Source organism: Ureibacillus chungkukjangi, from assembly GCF_044795995.1.
Taxonomy (GTDB): domain Bacteria; phylum Bacillota; class Bacilli; order Bacillales_A; family Planococcaceae; genus Ureibacillus; species Ureibacillus chungkukjangi.
The window spans coordinates 2,441,678-2,459,156 of the sequence record NZ_CP085009.1 but is presented as its reverse complement, the minus strand read 5'-3'; the positions used below and the strand labels follow the sequence as shown (position 1 = coordinate 2,459,156).

Here is a 17,479-nt window from a genome sequence, read left to right as displayed (position 1 = left end):
CAAGTTAAATTCGGTTATTAGTTAAGTAGGTTTAGGGATTCTATTTAGTCCTTTTACCTCATATGCTTAACTACTAACCGGGTTTTATTATTACATCTTAAAATGGAAAACGATTGCATTTCCTTTGTTAAGGTGTGTATAGTATTGTTTCAAGTAAAATTTCGTGATGATTTAAGGAGTGAGCTATTTTGGCAAATGAAAAACAATACCCAATGACTATAGCTGGGAAACAAAAACTAGAAGAAGAATTAGAACAATTAAAAACAGTTAAACGTAAAGAAGTAGTAGAGCGTATTAAAATTGCTCGTAGCTTCGGTGATTTATCTGAGAATTCTGAATATGATTCTGCTAAAGAAGAGCAAGGATTTGTTGAAGGACGTATCACAACAATCGAATCGATGCTGCGTAATGCAATAATCATAGAAGAATCTGGTGCAAGTGATGTTGTTACTTTAGGTAAAACGGTTTCTTTCGTTGAACTACCAGAAGGTGACGAGGAAGAATATACAATCGTAGGATCTGCTGAAGCCGATCCATTTGAAGGTCGTATTTCAAACGATTCTCCAATCGCGAGAGCTCTATTAGGACGCAAAGTGGATGATATCGTAAAATTAACTACTCCAGGTGGAGATATGGAAGTACGTATCGTAGCAATTAAAACAGCTAACTAATTTAAATTACTTAGATTCCTTTATTTTTGGCTTAATACATAGCCTCTAGTTTCGGAAATGGAATTTCCTTTAAGTAGGAAATTGGTTGTTTCTTAAGTGGTCTAAAGTTAATTTTAGATAATATTTGAATATCAAAGTCGGCAAAATCATATAAAGATTTTGTCGACTTTTTCATTTACTTTAAAATTTTAACAAGATTATTAAATCTAGAGTAAATAATGGTATTCAACTGGAATCTTGATACAATAAAGGTAATGAAGTAAAGGAGGATTCAATTATGTCTAAAGGAAAAGAATCTTTAACACGAACTGAACACAAGCGTAGTGAACAACGAAGCAAAAAAAGTAAAGTGGACAAAATCTTAAACATTCTGATTGCAATTGTTTCAATTCTTATAGTTTTAAATGTGGTAACAATTTTTAGTGATGATGATAAAGAAAAGGAACAGGCAGATGAACTAGTCGAAAAACAAGATGACAATAAAAATGACGAGATAGAGGATACTAAAAATACAGAATCTAATTCTGGTAAAAATGTTGCTTCAGCAGAAGAACTTGAGTCAGATGAAACAGAAACACAAGAAGGTGTTAATTCAGACGCAACTACTGATTCGAAGATTATTGTGCAAGCATCAAATGATCCGACTGTTGAGGAAGTGATTGTTAATCCTGAGTGGAAAGTAACGCCTACTAAACAAGTAGGCGAGCATGTTTCGGCATACGAAAAAGGGCATCCAGATTACGAGGAAAAGTTAACAACATTCCGTCAGGCTGTTGGATTAGGTGAAAATGATATCATTTTTTGGTCTGTTAAAAACGGTGGAAGTGCTGATAGCTCTATAGCAGTTGTTTCGACAGGGGACAAAACTGAAAATTATCGCATCCACATCCAATGGTTAGAAAACGAAGGTTGGAAACCGGTAAAGGTTGAAAAGCTGAATCAATCAGTAGGGGCAAGATAGCCAATCTATTGACGTTAAGGCATATATTCTTTAATATATGTGTGTCAAGAATTGGAGGAATTATAAAATGAAAATTGCAGTAATTGGAGCTATGGAAGAAGAAGTTGAATTATTAAGAAATTCACTTACAAATACGGAAGTAACTACTATTGCCAATAGTGAATATACAACAGGTACTTATCACGATAAAGAGGTTGTTTTACTTAAAAGTGGAATTGGGAAAGTGAATGCTGCTATGACCACTACAGCATTGCTATACGAATTTAAACCTGATGTAGTTATTAATACCGGTTCAGCTGGGGGATATGATCCTTCGCTAGAAGTGGGTGCCATCGTTATTTCTGATGAAGTACGTCATCATGATGTTGATGTAACGATTTTCAATTACGAGATGGGGCAAGTTCCTCAATTACCAGCAGCCTTTAAATCAGATGAACGTTTAATGAAATTAGCTGAGGAAGCTGTTTCAGAGATTGGCGAGCACCAATATGGTGTAGGGTTAATTTGTTCGGGAGACTCCTTTATGAATGATCCTGAGCGTGTTAGTAAGGTGAGAGAATATTTCCCTCAAATGAAAGCTGTTGAGATGGAAGCTGCTGCAGTCGCTCAGGTTTGCTATCAATTTAAAACTCCTTTTGTTGTAATCCGTGCATTATCGGATATAGCTGGAAAAGAATCAAACATTAGCTTTGAAGAATTCTTACCAGTTGCTGCAAAGCATTCGACAGAAATTGTCCTTAAAACAATCGAAAAACTCTAATCGTCACCTATTGTTCACAAACGAACTTGATGAAGAGAAAAAATCAAAGTAATATAGAAGTATGAATGTTAGGGGGGAACGCTATGTTAATGCTTATGGCAGGCTCTGTAGCTATCACAGCAATTTTAGGAATTCTTATTTATTCTGGAGCAAAAGAAAACACTTATCATTAAGAAAAAAGCTCATTAAGGTTCTAGAACCCTAATGAGCTTTTTCTAATTGTTTAAATGAGAGGACTCAATTTCAGCTTTTCGACTTTCTTTCTCGGCTTGATTATGCTTAAACTGTTGATAGAGCTTTACGAGTGCACGCTTTTCAATCCGTGATACATAGCTTCTTGAAATTTTTAGCTTCTTTGCAATTTCCTTTTGAGTTAATGGGTCATTATTGTTTAATCCATATCGATACACTATTATTTCTAGCTCTCGCGGATCTAGGGTACCTAAGTAAGCGTAAAGCTGTTCAAAACTTTCCTTTTGCTCGATTTTATCTATGGCAGGTTGTTCCTCAAATTGTAGTAAATCTCGGATTTGTAATGATTGTCCTTCTTTATCTACTCCAATAGGTTCAAATAGAGATACGTCTTTTTGTACCTTCTTTTGTGCGCGTAAATGCATTAAGATTTCATTCTCAATACAACGTGCAGCATAAGTGGCTAAACGGGTTTTTTTATCTGGTGTATAGCTACTAACCGCTTTCATCAACCCGATTGTACCAATGGATATATAATCGTCTAGCTGCTCGTGCTGAGGATGGAATTTCTTGACGACATGTGCGACAAGCCTCATATTTCTTTCGATCAAATCGAGACGTGCTTGTTCATCGCCAGCCATAAAGCGTTCAATCGCTTTTGCTTCTTCCTCTTTAGAGAAAGGTCGATGAAAAGCCTGCCCCTTTAAATACCCAAGTAATGACGGAATGTCTAACCAAAGCTGCATTAGTGATGCCAAAATTCCGCTCAATCACGTCATCCTTTCTGCCTTTTTCGACATTATATGATAAACTTTTCAAGAACATGAAAATTAAAGCAGATAAAATTAGAAAACCGATATAAACCAGACTTTTATAGGTTCTGCAGAATGGTGTAAACTCTAATTATTAGCGTTTTGATCATCACATTTACCACAAGCAATACATAACGAGTTGGGCACTGAAAAATTACCATCAACCTATTTATACGCAATACAAACGTTGTTGGTGATTCGACATGTAGCAGGACATAAAAAAACGATGCCATCAAAAATGATGCATCGTGTGGTTTAGACCTTTTTTAATGTTAATGTACATACCATTAGAATAGATAAAGTTGGGAATAGGAAAAGGTAAAATTGTGGACCAACTACTGGAATTAGAAAGTAAGAAAAAGTTATAACGGTTCCGGCAGCAGTGATTGGCAGCCCGATGAAATAGCCCGTAGCATTTGAAATATTGAAGCGAGCCAAACGGAAGGCTCCACAAGCCATATAAAGAATCGTTAATATTATTCCAATCATTCCAAATTCACGGAGAATACATTCGTACATTAATAGAGCAGGAGCTACACCGAATGATATAATATCACCCATGGAGTCCAATTGTTTACCGAGTTCTGATTCTTGATTAAATTTTCGTGCTACCTTACCATCATATCGATCAAGAAAAGCGGCAATAAATATAAATAGAACACTGTAACTGTATGCTTCATTTATTGTTGCCATTATCGAAGCACCACCGAAGGACAAATTACATAGTGTAATTAGGTTAGCAGCGTGCGATTTAATTTTTTTAATCGTGGAATCCACCATATGGATTATAAACATGGGGAAACACTCCTTTGCGCTAAATATATTTATATATTATACTTCGAAACAGCGTAAATTGTAAGTCAATAAAAAATCCTTAAATTTACATTTAAAAATTAGACTTTGTTGGGGGTTCCTATGAAAGAAAAAATATATCAATCACTTATTGAACTTACGAATGGAAAATACAGCTCTTTCATGCTTAAAAAACTTGTTACATCGCCAATAAGTAAAAATCTTATTGGGCGCTATAGTAAAGTATACGGAATAGATGTCAATGAGGTTTCAGGTGATTTAAAAAGTTTTGCAAGTTTACAAGATTTCTTCACTAGACAGTTAAAAGAAGAAGTTAGACCTGTAAATCTATCAAAGGATTTGTTTGTAAGTCCAGTTGATGCAAAAGTTGAATCCTTTGGTCAAATTGGTGAGGATGCTATCTTTACTGTAAAAGGAAAGCCATATACCCTTATGGATCTGTTAGGGAATGAACAGGTAATAGATAAATATAAAAATGGACAGTATATTGTATTTTATTTAAGTCCTGCTAATTATCATCGTATTCACAGTCCTCTCGATGGGACAGTGATTCGGCAATATACACTTGGAAATAAATCCTACCCGGTAAATCAGTTGGGTTTGACGTACGGCAAGAAGCCGATTAGCAAAAACTATCGTATGGTTAGTGAAGTACAATTTCAAAATAATAAACATGTCACGCTAATTAAAGTGGGTGCTATGTTTGTAAATTCCATTACTTTAACGAATGTATCGACAGCCTGGAAAAAAGGTGAAGAGATAGGGTTTTTTGGTTTTGGTTCAACGGTAGTTATGTTGTTTGAGAAAGACTCGATTAGCTTTACTGAAAATATAAATAAAGGGCATAATGTGAAGATGGGTGAACCTATCGCAATTATGTTATAATTGTCCAATGAGAATCTTTACAAACAGAGGAACCATCCTCCATTGATTAAAAGGAATCATATAATATTTTGAAGGAGTCAAGGCTTTGTATAATTTTTTGTTGCCGAGAGAGTTTGTAACTACAGTATTTGAAATTACGCCTGAAAAATTAGCTGCCTTAGGAATTAAAGGGATTATTACTGATTTAGATAATACTTTAATCGAATGGGACAGGCCAGATGCGACGGAAGAAATAGCTACGTGGATGAAGCTAATGCAGGATGCGGGCATTCGTGTAATTATCGCATCAAACAATAACCAAGAACGTGTAAAGCGATTTGCAGAACCACTTGGAATTCCGTTTATTTATCGTGCAAAAAAGCCATTAGGAGCAGCCTATTATGCAGCAATGAAAGAAATTCGTTTGAAAAGCAATGAAGTTGCAATGGTTGGCGATCAATTACTAACGGATATTATGGGTGCTAATCGTTTGAAATTATATACATTTTTAGTCCGACCTGTAGCGGAGTCGGATGGTTTTGTTACGCTTTTTAACCGTTTTGTTGAACGTCGTGTATTTAATATGTTAAAGCGTAAAGGAATTAAAACTTGGGAGGAAAAGTAATGAATGAAAATCATAGCTGTATTGGCTGTGGAGCGGATATACAAACAGAGAATCCAAAGGAATTAGGCTATGCACCGCCATCTTCATTGGAAAAAGAGGCGATTATCTGTCAAAGATGTTTTCGTTTAAAAAATTATAATGAAATACAGCCGGTTAGTTTAACAGATGATGACTTTTTAAGAATCTTGAATGGTCTTGGAGAGCAGCAAGGCTTAATCGTTAAAATTGTTGATATTTTTGACTTTAACGGAAGCTGGTTGCCTGGTCTCCACCGATTCGTTGGAAAAAATCCAGTATTATTAGTGGCCAATAAAGCAGATTTGTTACCAAAATCAGTAAAGCCTAAAAAGGTGATTAACTGGCTTAAACGTGAAGCAAAAAGCTTAGGACTGCAACCAATTGATGTAGTTCTAGTAAGCGCCCATAAAGGAATGGGTATGGGTGAGGTAGTAGATGCGATTGAAATGCATCGAAAAGGCAAGGATGTATTCGTTGTGGGTTGTACGAATGTAGGAAAATCTACTTTTATCAACCGAATTATTAAGCAGGCAACTGGGGAAGGTAATGTTATTACAACTTCTCATTTCCCTGGTACAACTCTTGATATGATTGAAATACCTCTTGATGATGGTGCAGCTATTTATGATACACCAGGTATTATTAATCATCACCAAATGGCTCATCATATTGATTCAAGTGAGTTAAAATACATTACACCAAAGAAAGAAATCAAACCGAAAGTCTATCAGCAAAATGAAGGACAAACTTTATTTATCGGTGCACTTGCTCGCTTTGATTTTATAAAGGGTGAACGCTCTGCCTTTACAATCTATGCAGCTAATGATTTGCCGATACATCGTACAAAGCTTGAAAAGGCCGATACATTGTATGAAGAACATAAAGGGGAACTTCTTGCACCTCCAACAAAGGAGCATATACATCTGCTCCCTGAGCTTGTACGTCATGAATTTGCCATTAAAGAGGGGAAAACTGATGTAGTAATTTCAGGTCTTGGTTGGGTTACAGTCCAGCATCCCAATGTAGTAGTTGCAGCACATGCTCCTAAAGGGGTAGAGGTATTCATTCGTCCGTCTTTAATATAATCTTAAGGTTTTATGAAGAGTCAAGACTTGGAAAAAGAGGTTTTTAGAAATGAAAAAATGGTTTGCAGTAATTGGGGATCCGATAGCTCATTCAAAATCTCCTAATATGCATAATGCTTGGTTTGAAGAAATGAATATTGATGCTGCTTATATTCCACTTCATGTAAAAAGTGAAAATCTGGAGAGTGCTATTTCATCATTAAAAACATTAGGAGCTAGTGGATGGAACGTCACGATTCCACATAAACAAACCATCATTCCGTTTTTAGATGAACTCGATCCGCTAGCTGATAAAATGGGTGCTGTTAATACAGTCGTTCGCCTTCAGGATGGACGACTTAAAGGATATAACACGGACGGAGCGGGATTTGTCCATGCGCTTGAAGAAGTGATAGGAAAAGATAACAAGGACCAGGAAGTGCTGTTAATAGGTGCTGGGGGTGCTGCGCGAGGTATTGCCTTTGCCCTGCAGCTGTTTGGCTATCGCAAACTAACAATAACGAATCGTACTGTTGAAAAAGCTGAGGACATTATTGTGGAGTTAGGTGAAGGGAAAGCTATGTCTATCAAAGAGGCAGAGCAATCACTGGGAAAATTTGGTATCGTCATCCAATCTACATCAGTTGGGCTTGCAAATGGTGAAGTTAAATTGCCACTATCCCTAGAAAAGTTACAAGAAGGAGCAATTGCTGCTGATATTGTGTATAATCCATTAATGACACCATTTTTATTAGAGGCACAGAAGAAAAACGTGACAATAGTAAATGGTTTAGGAATGTTTGTTCACCAAGGAGCTATTGCTTATAATTATTGGCTTGAACAGTATCCCAACACAAATAACATGATAAAAAGATTAACTGAGGAACTAGTGCAGTTAATTTAGGAGGACATTAAGTTTTATGCTTACAGGCAAACAAAAAAGATTTTTACGTGCAGAGGCACATCATTTAACACCAATTTTCCAAGTAGGAAAGGGTGGCGTAAATGATCAAATGATTAGTCAATTACGTGATGTATTAGAAGCTCGTGAATTAATAAAAGTACGTATTTTAGACAATTGTGAAGAAGATAAAGATGATGTAGCAAATGCTCTTGCAAAAGGAACAGGTGCAGAATTAGTTCAGCTAATCGGACTAACAGTTGTTTTATATAAAGAATCACGAAACAATAAAAAGATTGTCTTACCAAAAGTAGACAAGAAATAAGGTGTGTTAGCAATGAAAAAAGTTGGCATTATAGGTGGGACATTCAATCCTCCCCATATCGGACATTTAATAATGGCAAATGAGGCGTTTGATGCGCTATCTCTTGATGAAGTCCGATTTATGCCAAATGCTATTGCGCCACACAAACAATTAGCCGATGATGCATCCATGGAAAATCGTCTCGAAATGGTGAAAATCGCCATAAAGCCATATGAGCATTTTAAAATTGAAACAATCGAATTAGCGCTCGGCGGAGTTTCTTACACGTATAATACGATTGTAGAGCTTCTAAAGCGGGAACCAGATGTACAATTTTACTTTATCATTGGGGGCGATATGATTGATTCCCTTCATACATGGTATAAGATTGATGAATTAGTCAGATTAGTTCAGTTTGTTGGTCTAAAAAGACCTGGAACGAAATCGGCTACTACATATGATGTGAAAATTGTAGAGGCTCCTGAAATTGATCTGTCTTCAACCTTAATAAGAGGACGATTAAAAACAGGCAGCACACTCCAGTTTTTATTGCCCGATGGTGTGGAGAGTTATATTCGAAGGGAAGGTCTATATGGAACGCGATAATTATTTAGCGGCAATAAAACCACGTATGCCTGAAAAAAGATATATTCATACTATTGGTGTAATGGAAACAGCAATTCACCTTGCTAATAAGTATGGTGAGAAAAGTAAGTCTGCCGAGACAGCGGCAATCTTACATGATATTGCTAAATATGCTGATGAGGATTGGATGCGTAAAATTGTAAAAGATAATGGTCTCGACGCACGACTCGTTAATTGGGGCTCAGAAATTTTACATGGTCCAGTAGGGGCATGGATTGCAGAAACTGAATTTAATATTAATAATGAAGATATTTTAAATGCTATTCGTTTTCATACTACCGGTAGGGCGAGTATGTCAAAATTAGAGAAGATTATATATATAGCGGATATGATTGAACCAAATCGAAAATTTGCCGGGGTAGATAACCTGCGAAAAGTGGCAGAGGAAGATTTGAATTTAGCTATGAAAGCTTGTATTAGTCATTCAATTGGGTTTTTAGTTCAAACAGAGCAGCAAATTTATCCTGTATCGATTGAATGTTTTAATGATGTTATTTCAAAAAACGCTTAGGCGTTAAATAGAGAGGAAAAGTGAAGAATGACACAAACTTTACTAGAGATTGTTTATAAAGCAATAGATGATAAAAGAGGTGAGGATATCGTTGTACTAAATATGGAAAATATCTCATTACTAGCAGATTATTTTCTAATATGTAACGGTAATTCTGATCGTCAAGCACAAGCAATTGCTAAAGAAGTTCAAGACAAAGCACAAGAGCACGGCTATGATGTAAAACGTGTAGAGGGATTTGACTCGGCTCGTTGGATTTTAGTTGATATTGGAGATATTGTTGTACACATTTTCCATAAAGATGAGCGTGCATTTTATAATTTAGAACGTCTTTGGGGAGATGCTCCTCAGCTTGATGTACCAACTGCAGAATGATAAATTCTAGCTATGAAAGATTTGCGCTTGTGTACGATCAGTTAATGCAAGATATTCCGTATGACCAATATGTCAATTGGGTGAAAACATATGCTCCACAAGAGCAGTACCCCAAATTATTGGATATTGGCTGTGGTACAGGAACACTTTCCCTTCTCTTTCATCAACAGGACTATAATGTAAGCGGAATTGATTTATCTGAGGATATGCTAGCTGTTGCCTATGAACGATTACAGGCTCATGGAGCTTCAATTCCTTTATTTACAATGTCGATGGATGAATTGGAAGGCTTCTCTGATTTGGATGTTGTAACAATTCCGATTGATTCTATTAACTATGTACCACAAGTAGATGCGGTAATTGAAACACTAAAAAGAATTCACGGTGCCTTACGTGAGGGCGGTCAACTATTTTTTGATGTGCATTCACTGTTTAAAATGGATCATATTTTTATGGAAAGTCCTTTTACGTATGATGATGGAGACATCACTTATCTGTGGTATACAGAGCCAGGTGAGTTCGAGCATTCGGTTTATCATCAAATGACCTTCTTTTTGAAGGAGGAAAGTGGACTTTTCGAAAGATTTGATGAAGAGCACTTTCAAAGAACCTTTCCTGCAGACATGTACGTACAATGGTTAAAAGAGATTGGTTTTACTCAAGTTGAAGTAACAGCGGATTGGACAGATGAACCTCCAACTGAGGAAAGCGAAAGAATTTTTATCCGTGCAATTAAATAATACAATTTAGACACTTTTCATTTGAAGGTAAATTATGTATATTATAAATATACTCCATATGATTTACCTTCCTTGAGAGGTGTTTTTTATATTTCAGCAAGCTTTAAAAAAGTATGGAAAAATGGTGCTATTCCCCGGCATCGTTTGTTTAATTCTCCTTTATGTTTTCCTGCAACAAGATACTTCAAGTGAAGAAGAAACCTTTACGATTACAACAATTCCACAAGAGCAAAATGAAGAGGTAGTCGAGAATGAGGCTACAACAAATGCCACAATTGAGCAACCTAAAATTGAAGAGATTATGGTTGATGTAAAAGGTGCCGTAAAATCACCAGGAGTTTATATCTTAACTGCAGATGATCGAATTATAGATGCGATTGATAGAGCTGGTGGTTATACTGAAGAGGCTCAATCCACAGAGGTAAACCATGCACAAAAGCTTCAGGATGAGATGCTCATCTATATCCCTAAAATAGGCGAGGAAATAGACCAAGAGAATTCGATTGGACAAGTAGTAGTCAGCTCTACAGCCGCATCATCTAGTTCACAAGGTACAAAGATAGATTTGAATAGTGCCGATGAGGCAGCATTAACAACACTCCCTGGAATTGGTCCTTCAAAAGCACAAGCAATTCTAGCGTTTCGTGAGGAAAATGGCTCCTTCAAAACAATTGATGATTTGAAAAATGTGACTGGTATCGGAGAAAAAACCTTTGAAAAATTAAAAGAATTTATCGTAGTGAAATAAGAAATAGCAAATTAGACACATTTGCATAATAAGGCTTTTCCATCTAAACTATTGATAAGACAGTTTGGAGGTAATCATATGGAGCGAATAACATGGGATCAGTTTTTTATGGCACAAAGTCATCTATTGGCCCTAAGAAGTACATGTACTAGATTAGCAGTTGGTGCGACAATTGTCCGAGAGAAAAGAATTATTGCAGGTGGCTACAATGGTTCGATTTCAGGCGACGAGCATTGTATTGAGGATGGCTGCTATGTTGTAGATAATCATTGTGTTCGAACAGTTCATGCTGAAACAAACGCATTACTGCAATGTGCGAAATATGGTACACCAGCTAATGGTGCGGATATATATGTAACACATTTTCCTTGTTTGCCTTGCTCAAAAACTATTATTCAAGCAGGCATAAAAAACTTATATTATGCAAATGATTATAAAAATAATGCGTATGCATTAGAATTATTTAAAAAAGCGAATGTAAATGTTGTACAAATTCCTTTTGACGAATCTAAAATTGATTTTTTAAAGGATGAAAAACTTGAGCTCGCCGTAGGGATGCTAGATAAGCTAAGAAATCTGGGTGCTTCTAAAGAGGAGCTACAGCCTTTTGAAGAGAAGGTGAAAGAACTATTTGATCTCGTTCAAGCATAAATGGATTTTCTATGCCTTATCGGTTCTCATTGCGTCAATTGCGGCTCATGAATCGGTGAGGCTATTGTTTTTATTGGTGCCAATTACACTATTACTCTACATGAAAAAATTTAGTATTATTCATATATTAAGTATCACTATTACGGCTGTATTCAGTTTTACTTACTTTACGCAGGCTCTCCATGCAATCGAAAAACCACTCCAATTTCCAACCGATTTAACATGGACAGACGAATATAAAATAAATGGTGATTCTTTGCGCGGTTTTATGAAGGACTCCCAAGAAACGAAGGTTTACGTCGTTTATCAATTTGAATCTGAAAAGGAAAAGCATTCTTTCCAGCAGTATTCGTTGGCAGGGCGTAAATATTTAGTGAACGGAGATCAGGTTGAACCCGCACAACCAAATCATGAATTTGCTTTTGATATGGGGAGCTATTTAAAGAGTAAGGGTGCTATCGGAGTTGTGGAAATATCTGATTGGCAATACATCGAAACCCGTAACAGTATCTCCCAAAGGATAGCAAAGCAACGATTTAAAGTGAAAAAGCACATTGAAGAAGTATTCCCACCATCACTTGTAGCAGAAGCACAGGCCTTAATTATTGGCTTGAAGGAAAATATGGACGATGAAATGACCAGGGCTTATCAAAAACTAGGCATTACTCATCTGTTTGCCATATCTGGACTTCATGTGGGCATAGTGGCATTCATATTTTATCAAGGACTTTTAAGGCTTGGTGTTAGGCGAGAACTTGCCTCTATCGTTCTTTTAGTTATTTTACCGATTTATGCTTTACTAGCAGGTGGAGCACCATCAGTGTGGCGTGCTGTTACCGTTGTTGAGCTAATTATGATTAGCCGTCTTAAAGGCAAACTGGCAGCAGCTGATGCCCTCTCCATTAGTTTTATATTTTTTGTCTACTTAGAGCCTTGGTCTATTTATCAGATCGGCTTCCAATTATCCTATTTGGCAACAATTAGTCTAATTTACTCGGGTCAATTTATTAATCGGTATTCCTTATGGATTGTTCAATCCTTTCTCATTACCTTCGTTTCTCAGTTACTCGTTTATCCATTACTTCTATTGCATTTTTATGAACTTAGCCTCTCATCTTTATTAGTAAATATATTCTTTGTGCCACTATTCTCTTTCATTATTTTACCCGTAAATATCATTCTATTAGCCACCTCTTATGTTGTTGAACCACTCGCAGCCTTAATGTTTTTTATCTATGAGCCACTAAGAAGTATGCTAACAACAATTATCACCTGGTTACAGGCAATCCCCCATCAAATGTGGAATCCTGGAAGGCCAACTCTTATTACAATAACTATTGCCTATTTTAGTGTTTTTGCAACATTTTATTTAATTGATGTAAAAGTGAAACTATCGAAAGTCCTTGCTGTCCTTCTTCTTCCTGCATTACTCATCCATATTAGTGGGAAAATGACGAATGATTTAATTATTACATTTGTCAATGTTGGACAAGGGGATTGCGTTGTCATCGAATTACCCTTTAAGGACGAGGTTTATTTGATTGATACAGGTGGAATTTTGAGATTTAACCAGGAGGAATGGAAAAAGACTAAAAGTCCATATGAAATTGGAAGAGATACTGTTGTACCCTTTTTAAAGGGGAAGGGTATTTCTAAAATTAATAAATTGATTTTGACTCATGCAGATAGTGATCATGTTGAAGGAGCAGAGGAAATATTGCAGGAAATACAAGTTGAAGAAATACACATCTCACCAAGCTCCTACTCCAAAGAAGTAATGACAGATTTGCTAGTAGAGGCAAAGCAACAGAAAATTCCCGTAGTAGAGCAAATTGCAAATGTAAGCTGGGTGAAAAGAGGGGTATCATTTTCTTATCTATGGCCAGTTGACACAACTTATGAAGGGAACAATGATTCACTTGTGTTGTACCTTACAAAAGGAAATTTCGAGGCTTTATTCATGGGCGATGTAGAGGAAGCAGGGGAGGAATCAATCCTGCAAAAATATCCTGAATTAGCTCAGGTAGAGCTTTTGAAGGCAGGGCATCATGGGAGTAAAACGTCGAGTAGTGAAGCGTTTGTGAAAAGATTCATGCCAGCAATAACAGTCTTTAGTGCTGGAGAAAATAATCGTTATGGTCATCCTCATTTGGAAGTGGTTGAACGTTTTCAAAATTTAGGTTTAACAACTTTAGCAACTGGAGAGGTTGGAACAATTGAAGTAAGGCTGGATGGTGAATCGGTTAAAGTAAAATCGAGTAAACAAAATAAGCATTAAAAAAGAGGAATCTCAAGTTTATCTTGAAATTCCTCTTTTCGCGTAACACCGATTATGCTGCTACTTCAACAATGATTGCGATAATAAACATAATTGCAAAAAATACGAATGAAACGCCAAATCCTATACCAGCATCGATTGCTTGGTTACGCATAGATGCGCCATTTTTTCCTTCAAAAGGATTGTGTGTTACAACGTTTTCATCATGTGATGACATACCTATCCCTCCTACTCAACATCAATTATAAGTGAATATATTATAAAAAGCTATATCCAATAAATCAATTTCTACTAACTAACTTTTGTCTTATTGAAAATTTTTATACATGGATGATAGAAAACGAAAAACGTGTATACTTATATATACGAAAAGTTAGGAGGAAGCAATATGTTTACAAAAGCTTGGAAAGAGATTAAAAATGGGCAAATTGCTCCTGTATATTGTATTTATGGAGAAGAATCTTATTTTATCGACGAAACAATCAAACGAATAAAAGAAGCGTTAAATACAGCTGAAGAAGCAGAGGTTATGACCTTTGATATGGACGAGCAGCCTGTTGATTTAGTGATTGATGAGGCAGATACGTTTCCATTCTTTTCTGAAAGAAAATTAGTCATTGCCAAAAATGCTTCATTTTTAAAAGCAAGTGAAAAAGGGAAAGAGAAAATAGAGCATGATTTAAAGCGGCTTGAAAACTGGCTAGCCCACCCATCCGATTTTTGTGTCACGTTATTTATAGCACCTTACGAAAAATTAGATGAACGAAAAAAAATAACGAAAGCCGTGAAAGAAAAAAGTATACTGCTTCATGCTGAAACACCAAAAGAAAATGATTTAGCTACTTGGATTCGAAGTGAGGTCAAAGGCTTTGAGAAAAGTATAACTGATGATGCAGTAGATAAGTTAGTGGAAATGGTTGGAGCCAATATGCTGCAGCTCCAAATAGAAATTGAAAAAATGGCTTTATATCTAGGTGAGGAAGGACAAATTACCGTACATCTGGTTGAAGAATTAGTAGCTAAAACATTAGAGCATGATGCTTTTAAAATGTTAAATGCTTATTTATCTCGCAATGTCTCTGAAGCACTTCAGATTTATCATGATTTGCTAAGACAAAAGGAAGAACCAATCATGTTAGTGGGCCTTTTAGCTTCAAATATTCGTACAATGAGTAATGTTTATTATTTGCAGAAAAAAGGGTATCATCCTAATCAGATTTCAAAGCAGCTAAAGCTTCACCCATATCGAGTGAAGCTGATGCTGGAAAATAGACAACGCCCTAATGAGGAACGATTATTAAAAGCACTAAAAAATTTGTCAGAAGTTGATTTGAAATTAAAGTCCATTAGTGGGAATAGAGAAAGGTATTTAGAAATGTTTCTTTTAAAAGCTTTATAAACCTATTGGAGTATTTTGGGGGTTGTGCATTTAAATCTATTTACATTATCTGTTATATTAGTAAAAACATATATTTCTAAGAAAAGAAAGGACTACACATGGACTATCAATTTAGATTTTGGCAATCATTATTAAATCCTAGTAAATTAGCCTTTGCATTAGATAATCAAGAACAAAATCATCGATTAAAAGGTTATCATAGTCGATTCTTTATACTTCTGGGCTTAACGATTTTCTTTTTCGTTATTAGAAGTGTCTGGGGAATGGGTTCTGAAAATTTGACTCATCTTATGGCTGAAAACTTAGAAGAGGAGTATATTGTAGGTCGATATTTAGCGGTGTTAGGTGCCGCAATCAAAGGGTTGTTATTTTTTGCTTTTCATTACTATTTTGTCGCAATTTGTTTAGCGATATTGACTGATTATTCCTTTAAAGCGATTTCGAAGATACAAATCTTTGTTATTGCGAGTATTCTACTAGAAAAAGCTATACTTTTTATTGTTTTCGCCATGTCCGGATTTACGACGGCAATATCATTTTTGTCATTAGGTCCGATAAGTACATATTTAACAGATGAAAGCTTTGTCATTTACTTTTTTAATCAGCTTTCTATTGCTACAGCTGTTGCTATTTTTATTCAATATAGTTTTCTGTCGCAATGGGAGGATGAGAGTAAGGGCTTATTATTAACAAAAATAATTGGCATACATATTTTCTTTGCTCTTGTAACAGCTGGAATTAGTGTCTTACCTCTCTATGATTATGTTACTAAGGTGGTAGGTTTATGAAAAGTAATAGGAAACATTGGATTGGTTTAGGTAGTGTTTTATTATTAGTATTTTTAACAGTAAATTGTGTAATTATTTTTAAAGAGGATAGCAAAATTGCACGCTCATACTATATTACCGATTATGAAAGAGTAGCATTAGAGCAACAAAGGGCTTATATAGAAAAAGAGGCAATGCTTATCCCACATGAAGAGATTCGAATTACAGCTGATGCAAATGCATTATCACAGATTTCTGTCCGTCCCGGTCAAAAAATTAGTGCCAACGAAGAGATTGCCGCCTATAAAACGGAAGAAGCTACACAGGAGCAGTCTAAGATCCAATCTGAGGTGAATGCCTACGAAAGTGAGTTGACGACCTTAGAGGGCATTCTGAGACGATTAGAGGCACAGGATATAAATGATCCAGTTACGACGATTGATTCAGAACAAATTGATGATGAACTATCTATTACAGTAGAAACAGAGATAATGCAGGGAACTCCTGTAGAAGCGATTGCATCAATTGAAAAGCAAATCGCTGAGGTAGAAAGAAATATTGCTATATTAGAAGACCGAATTTCTGACCTTAGCTTTTCAAATGTTCTCTCAAGTCCGATTGATGGGGTAATTGGAGAGGTTATTGATGAAAGTGGAGCTATTACATTTATAATTTATACAGACCAAAAAAACCTCATCACCTACGTTTCAGAGCAAGAGTGGGAAAAGGTTGCAGAAAATCAATCTGTTGAGCTGGATCAATCCATTTTCGACACGGTAGCTGAACATGAAGGATTAACAAATGCTGAAGATACTAGTAGCTCAGTAGAACCGCAAGTCGAAATACTAGGAACTATTGTAGAAAAGCAAACTATTCCAGCTACTAGCTCCCTTTGGTATAGAGAAATGGAAAAGGTAGTAAAATTACCTGAACCACTTTCCTTTGAGGTAAGAGTGGATTTGAATGAGGAAGTCGTTAATAAACCATATGCTAGTCTAACTAAGGCAAAAGTTATTATTAACGAAACACCAAGTGCCTTTAGAGTAGATAAGAACTGGGTACTAAAGAAAAAAATAGCGGATGACAAAGAAACAAAAGAAGCTACCTTCGTGTATGCAATAGACGTAGATGGGAAAATTCGAAGTTCGATAGTGGATGTTGCCTTCGAAGACAGAGGAGAAGCGATTTTGAGTGGTATTTCAAATGGTAGTATTGTGTTATATGACCAAATTAAAAACGAACCTTCAAATGCATTTTTCCCAATGCCATTCGAAACACCAAGTAAAAGCACTTTAAATGAGCTTAATTGGAAGCAATACGCTAAATATATTATTTTCTAAAAGGAAGCTACCTAGAGGAATTAAAGTGTACCCTTTGTAA

22 protein-coding genes are annotated in these 17,479 nt (G+C 36.0%); 18 read left to right on the top strand and 4 right to left on the bottom strand.

The features are described from left to right. The first annotated feature begins 188 nt into the window (after window positions 1-188). On the top strand, window positions 189-671 hold the full coding sequence (greA, locus tag LG296_RS12230; protein WP_107934554.1) for a transcription elongation factor GreA: 483 nt from the start codon (window positions 189-191) through the stop codon (window positions 669-671). A 31-nt stretch (window positions 672-702) separates the two neighbouring features. Here the strand turns inward: greA and LG296_RS12225 are convergent, their stop codons facing one another. Next, entirely contained in the window at window positions 703-846 is a 144-nt protein-coding gene (locus LG296_RS12225; protein WP_404427000.1) for a hypothetical protein, read from the bottom strand. 102 nt (window positions 847-948) lie between these two features. Between LG296_RS12225 and LG296_RS12220 the strand changes: the two genes are divergently transcribed. Both LG296_RS12220 and mtnN read left to right on the top strand, forming a co-directional pair. Beyond that, a complete protein-coding gene (locus LG296_RS12220; RefSeq protein ID WP_404426999.1) occupies window positions 949-1,632 on the top strand; it encodes a YrrS family protein in 684 nt (227 codons plus the stop codon). A 67-nt stretch (window positions 1,633-1,699) separates the two neighbouring features. Further along, window positions 1,700-2,392: a 5'-methylthioadenosine/S-adenosylhomocysteine nucleosidase gene (mtnN, locus tag LG296_RS12215; RefSeq protein WP_107934552.1), complete on the top strand. Its 693-nt coding sequence runs from the start codon at window positions 1,700-1,702 to the stop codon at window positions 2,390-2,392. Window positions 2,393-2,607: 215 nt separating this feature from the next. On the opposite strand, the gene sigK is transcribed toward mtnN, so the two are convergent. Both sigK and pssA read right to left on the bottom strand, forming a co-directional pair. Next, window positions 2,608-3,354: an RNA polymerase sporulation sigma factor SigK gene (gene sigK, locus LG296_RS12210; RefSeq protein ID WP_107934551.1), complete on the bottom strand. Its 747-nt coding sequence runs from the start codon at window positions 3,352-3,354 to the stop codon at window positions 2,608-2,610. Between the two features lie 297 nt (window positions 3,355-3,651). Then, the gene (pssA, locus tag LG296_RS12205; RefSeq protein WP_107934550.1) at window positions 3,652-4,191 is read right to left on the bottom strand and encodes a CDP-diacylglycerol--serine O-phosphatidyltransferase; all 540 of its coding nucleotides are present in this window, start codon (window positions 4,189-4,191) and stop codon (window positions 3,652-3,654) included. A 120-nt stretch (window positions 4,192-4,311) separates the two neighbouring features. On the opposite strand from pssA, the gene LG296_RS12200 reads away from it, so the two are divergent. From LG296_RS12200 to LG296_RS12145, 12 genes are all read left to right on the top strand, one after another. Further along, window positions 4,312-5,094 carry a phosphatidylserine decarboxylase gene (locus LG296_RS12200; RefSeq protein WP_107934549.1) on the top strand — a complete coding sequence of 261 codons (783 nt, stop codon included), beginning with the start codon at window positions 4,312-4,314 and terminating at the stop codon, window positions 5,092-5,094. 85 nt (window positions 5,095-5,179) lie between these two features. Beyond that, a complete protein-coding gene (locus LG296_RS12195) occupies window positions 5,180-5,698 on the top strand; it encodes a YqeG family HAD IIIA-type phosphatase (RefSeq protein WP_107934548.1) in 519 nt (172 codons plus the stop codon). After that, window positions 5,698-6,801 (top strand): ribosome biogenesis GTPase YqeH, encoded by a 1,104-nt coding sequence (gene yqeH / locus LG296_RS12190; RefSeq protein ID WP_107934547.1) that lies wholly within the window; start codon window positions 5,698-5,700, stop codon window positions 6,799-6,801. Before LG296_RS12195 ends, yqeH begins: the two co-directional genes overlap by 1 nt. A gap of 49 nt (window positions 6,802-6,850) precedes the next feature. Continuing rightward, window positions 6,851-7,684 (top strand): shikimate dehydrogenase, encoded by an 834-nt coding sequence (aroE, locus tag LG296_RS12185; protein ID WP_107934546.1) that lies wholly within the window; start codon window positions 6,851-6,853, stop codon window positions 7,682-7,684. Window positions 7,685-7,700: 16 nt separating this feature from the next. Continuing rightward, a complete protein-coding gene (gene yhbY / locus LG296_RS12180; protein ID WP_107934545.1) occupies window positions 7,701-8,006 on the top strand; it encodes a ribosome assembly RNA-binding protein YhbY in 306 nt (101 codons plus the stop codon). 12 nt (window positions 8,007-8,018) lie between these two features. Beyond that, complete coding sequence (locus LG296_RS12175) at window positions 8,019-8,591, top strand: nicotinate-nucleotide adenylyltransferase (RefSeq protein ID WP_107934544.1); 573 nt, start codon at window positions 8,019-8,021, stop codon at window positions 8,589-8,591. Beyond that, window positions 8,578-9,141 (top strand): bis(5'-nucleosyl)-tetraphosphatase (symmetrical) YqeK, encoded by a 564-nt coding sequence (gene yqeK, locus LG296_RS12170; RefSeq protein ID WP_107934543.1) that lies wholly within the window; start codon window positions 8,578-8,580, stop codon window positions 9,139-9,141. Before LG296_RS12175 ends, yqeK begins: the two co-directional genes overlap by 14 nt. Window positions 9,142-9,168: 27 nt before the next feature. Then, on the top strand, window positions 9,169-9,516 hold the full coding sequence (gene rsfS, locus LG296_RS12165; protein ID WP_107934542.1) for a ribosome silencing factor: 348 nt from the start codon (window positions 9,169-9,171) through the stop codon (window positions 9,514-9,516). Next, window positions 9,513-10,256: a class I SAM-dependent methyltransferase gene (locus LG296_RS12160; RefSeq protein WP_107934541.1), complete on the top strand. Its 744-nt coding sequence runs from the start codon at window positions 9,513-9,515 to the stop codon at window positions 10,254-10,256. The genes rsfS and LG296_RS12160 overlap by 4 nt, the downstream gene beginning before the upstream one ends. Before the next feature lie 121 nt (window positions 10,257-10,377). Continuing rightward, a complete protein-coding gene (locus LG296_RS12155) occupies window positions 10,378-11,004 on the top strand; it encodes a helix-hairpin-helix domain-containing protein (protein WP_107934540.1) in 627 nt (208 codons plus the stop codon). Window positions 11,005-11,082: 78 nt separating this feature from the next. Further along, entirely contained in the window at window positions 11,083-11,655 is a 573-nt protein-coding gene (locus LG296_RS12150) for a ComE operon protein 2 (protein WP_107934539.1), read from the top strand. Window positions 11,656-11,755: 100 nt separating this feature from the next. Further along, the gene (locus LG296_RS12145; protein ID WP_107934660.1) at window positions 11,756-13,933 is read left to right on the top strand and encodes a DNA internalization-related competence protein ComEC/Rec2; all 2,178 of its coding nucleotides are present in this window, start codon (window positions 11,756-11,758) and stop codon (window positions 13,931-13,933) included. A 52-nt stretch (window positions 13,934-13,985) separates the two neighbouring features. On the opposite strand, the gene LG296_RS12140 is transcribed toward LG296_RS12145, so the two are convergent. Beyond that, the gene (locus LG296_RS12140; RefSeq protein ID WP_107934538.1) at window positions 13,986-14,150 is read right to left on the bottom strand and encodes a YqzM family protein; all 165 of its coding nucleotides are present in this window, start codon (window positions 14,148-14,150) and stop codon (window positions 13,986-13,988) included. 171 nt (window positions 14,151-14,321) lie between these two features. On the opposite strand from LG296_RS12140, the gene holA reads away from it, so the two are divergent. From holA to LG296_RS12125, 3 genes are all read left to right on the top strand, one after another. Beyond that, window positions 14,322-15,332: a DNA polymerase III subunit delta gene (gene holA, locus LG296_RS12135; protein WP_107934537.1), complete on the top strand. Its 1,011-nt coding sequence runs from the start codon at window positions 14,322-14,324 to the stop codon at window positions 15,330-15,332. Between the two features lie 98 nt (window positions 15,333-15,430). Beyond that, complete coding sequence (locus LG296_RS12130) at window positions 15,431-16,120, top strand: hypothetical protein (RefSeq protein ID WP_107934536.1); 690 nt, start codon at window positions 15,431-15,433, stop codon at window positions 16,118-16,120. After that, window positions 16,117-17,439, top strand: coding sequence for a hypothetical protein (locus LG296_RS12125; protein WP_107934535.1), 1,323 nt, complete (start codon window positions 16,117-16,119; stop codon window positions 17,437-17,439). Before LG296_RS12130 ends, LG296_RS12125 begins: the two co-directional genes overlap by 4 nt. Window positions 17,440-17,479: the final 40 nt, after the last annotated feature.

Bases quoted from the DNA above. Each gene is read 5' to 3' on its own strand.
- LG296_RS12220 (WP_404426999.1), top strand. From the start codon at position 949: ATGTCTAAAGGAAAAGAATCTTTAACACGAACTGAACACAAGCGTAGT.
- LG296_RS12150 (WP_107934539.1), top strand. From the start codon at position 11,083: ATGGAGCGAATAACATGGGATCAGTTTTTTATGGCACAAAGTCATCTA.
- LG296_RS12200 (WP_107934549.1), top strand. From the start codon at position 4,312: ATGAAAGAAAAAATATATCAATCACTTATTGAACTTACGAATGGAAAA.
- mtnN (WP_107934552.1), top strand. From the start codon at position 1,700: ATGAAAATTGCAGTAATTGGAGCTATGGAAGAAGAAGTTGAATTATTA.
- yqeK (WP_107934543.1), top strand. From the start codon at position 8,578: ATGGAACGCGATAATTATTTAGCGGCAATAAAACCACGTATGCCTGAA.
- LG296_RS12175 (WP_107934544.1), top strand. From the start codon at position 8,019: ATGAAAAAAGTTGGCATTATAGGTGGGACATTCAATCCTCCCCATATC.
- aroE (WP_107934546.1), top strand. From the start codon at position 6,851: ATGAAAAAATGGTTTGCAGTAATTGGGGATCCGATAGCTCATTCAAAA.
- LG296_RS12225 (WP_404427000.1), bottom strand. From the start codon at position 846: ATGAAAAAGTCGACAAAATCTTTATATGATTTTGCCGACTTTGATATT.
- holA (WP_107934537.1), top strand. From the start codon at position 14,322: ATGTTTACAAAAGCTTGGAAAGAGATTAAAAATGGGCAAATTGCTCCT.
- LG296_RS12145 (WP_107934660.1), top strand. From the start codon at position 11,756: ATGAAAAAATTTAGTATTATTCATATATTAAGTATCACTATTACGGCT.
- pssA (WP_107934550.1), bottom strand. From the start codon at position 4,191: ATGTTTATAATCCATATGGTGGATTCCACGATTAAAAAAATTAAATCG.
- LG296_RS12125 (WP_107934535.1), top strand. From the start codon at position 16,117: ATGAAAAGTAATAGGAAACATTGGATTGGTTTAGGTAGTGTTTTATTA.
- rsfS (WP_107934542.1), top strand. From the start codon at position 9,169: ATGACACAAACTTTACTAGAGATTGTTTATAAAGCAATAGATGATAAA.
- yhbY (WP_107934545.1), top strand. From the start codon at position 7,701: ATGCTTACAGGCAAACAAAAAAGATTTTTACGTGCAGAGGCACATCAT.
- LG296_RS12155 (WP_107934540.1), top strand. From the start codon at position 10,378: ATGGTGCTATTCCCCGGCATCGTTTGTTTAATTCTCCTTTATGTTTTC.
- LG296_RS12130 (WP_107934536.1), top strand. From the start codon at position 15,431: ATGGACTATCAATTTAGATTTTGGCAATCATTATTAAATCCTAGTAAA.
- LG296_RS12140 (WP_107934538.1), bottom strand. From the start codon at position 14,150: ATGTCATCACATGATGAAAACGTTGTAACACACAATCCTTTTGAAGGA.
- LG296_RS12160 (WP_107934541.1), top strand. From the start codon at position 9,513: ATGATAAATTCTAGCTATGAAAGATTTGCGCTTGTGTACGATCAGTTA.
- yqeH (WP_107934547.1), top strand. From the start codon at position 5,698: ATGAATGAAAATCATAGCTGTATTGGCTGTGGAGCGGATATACAAACA.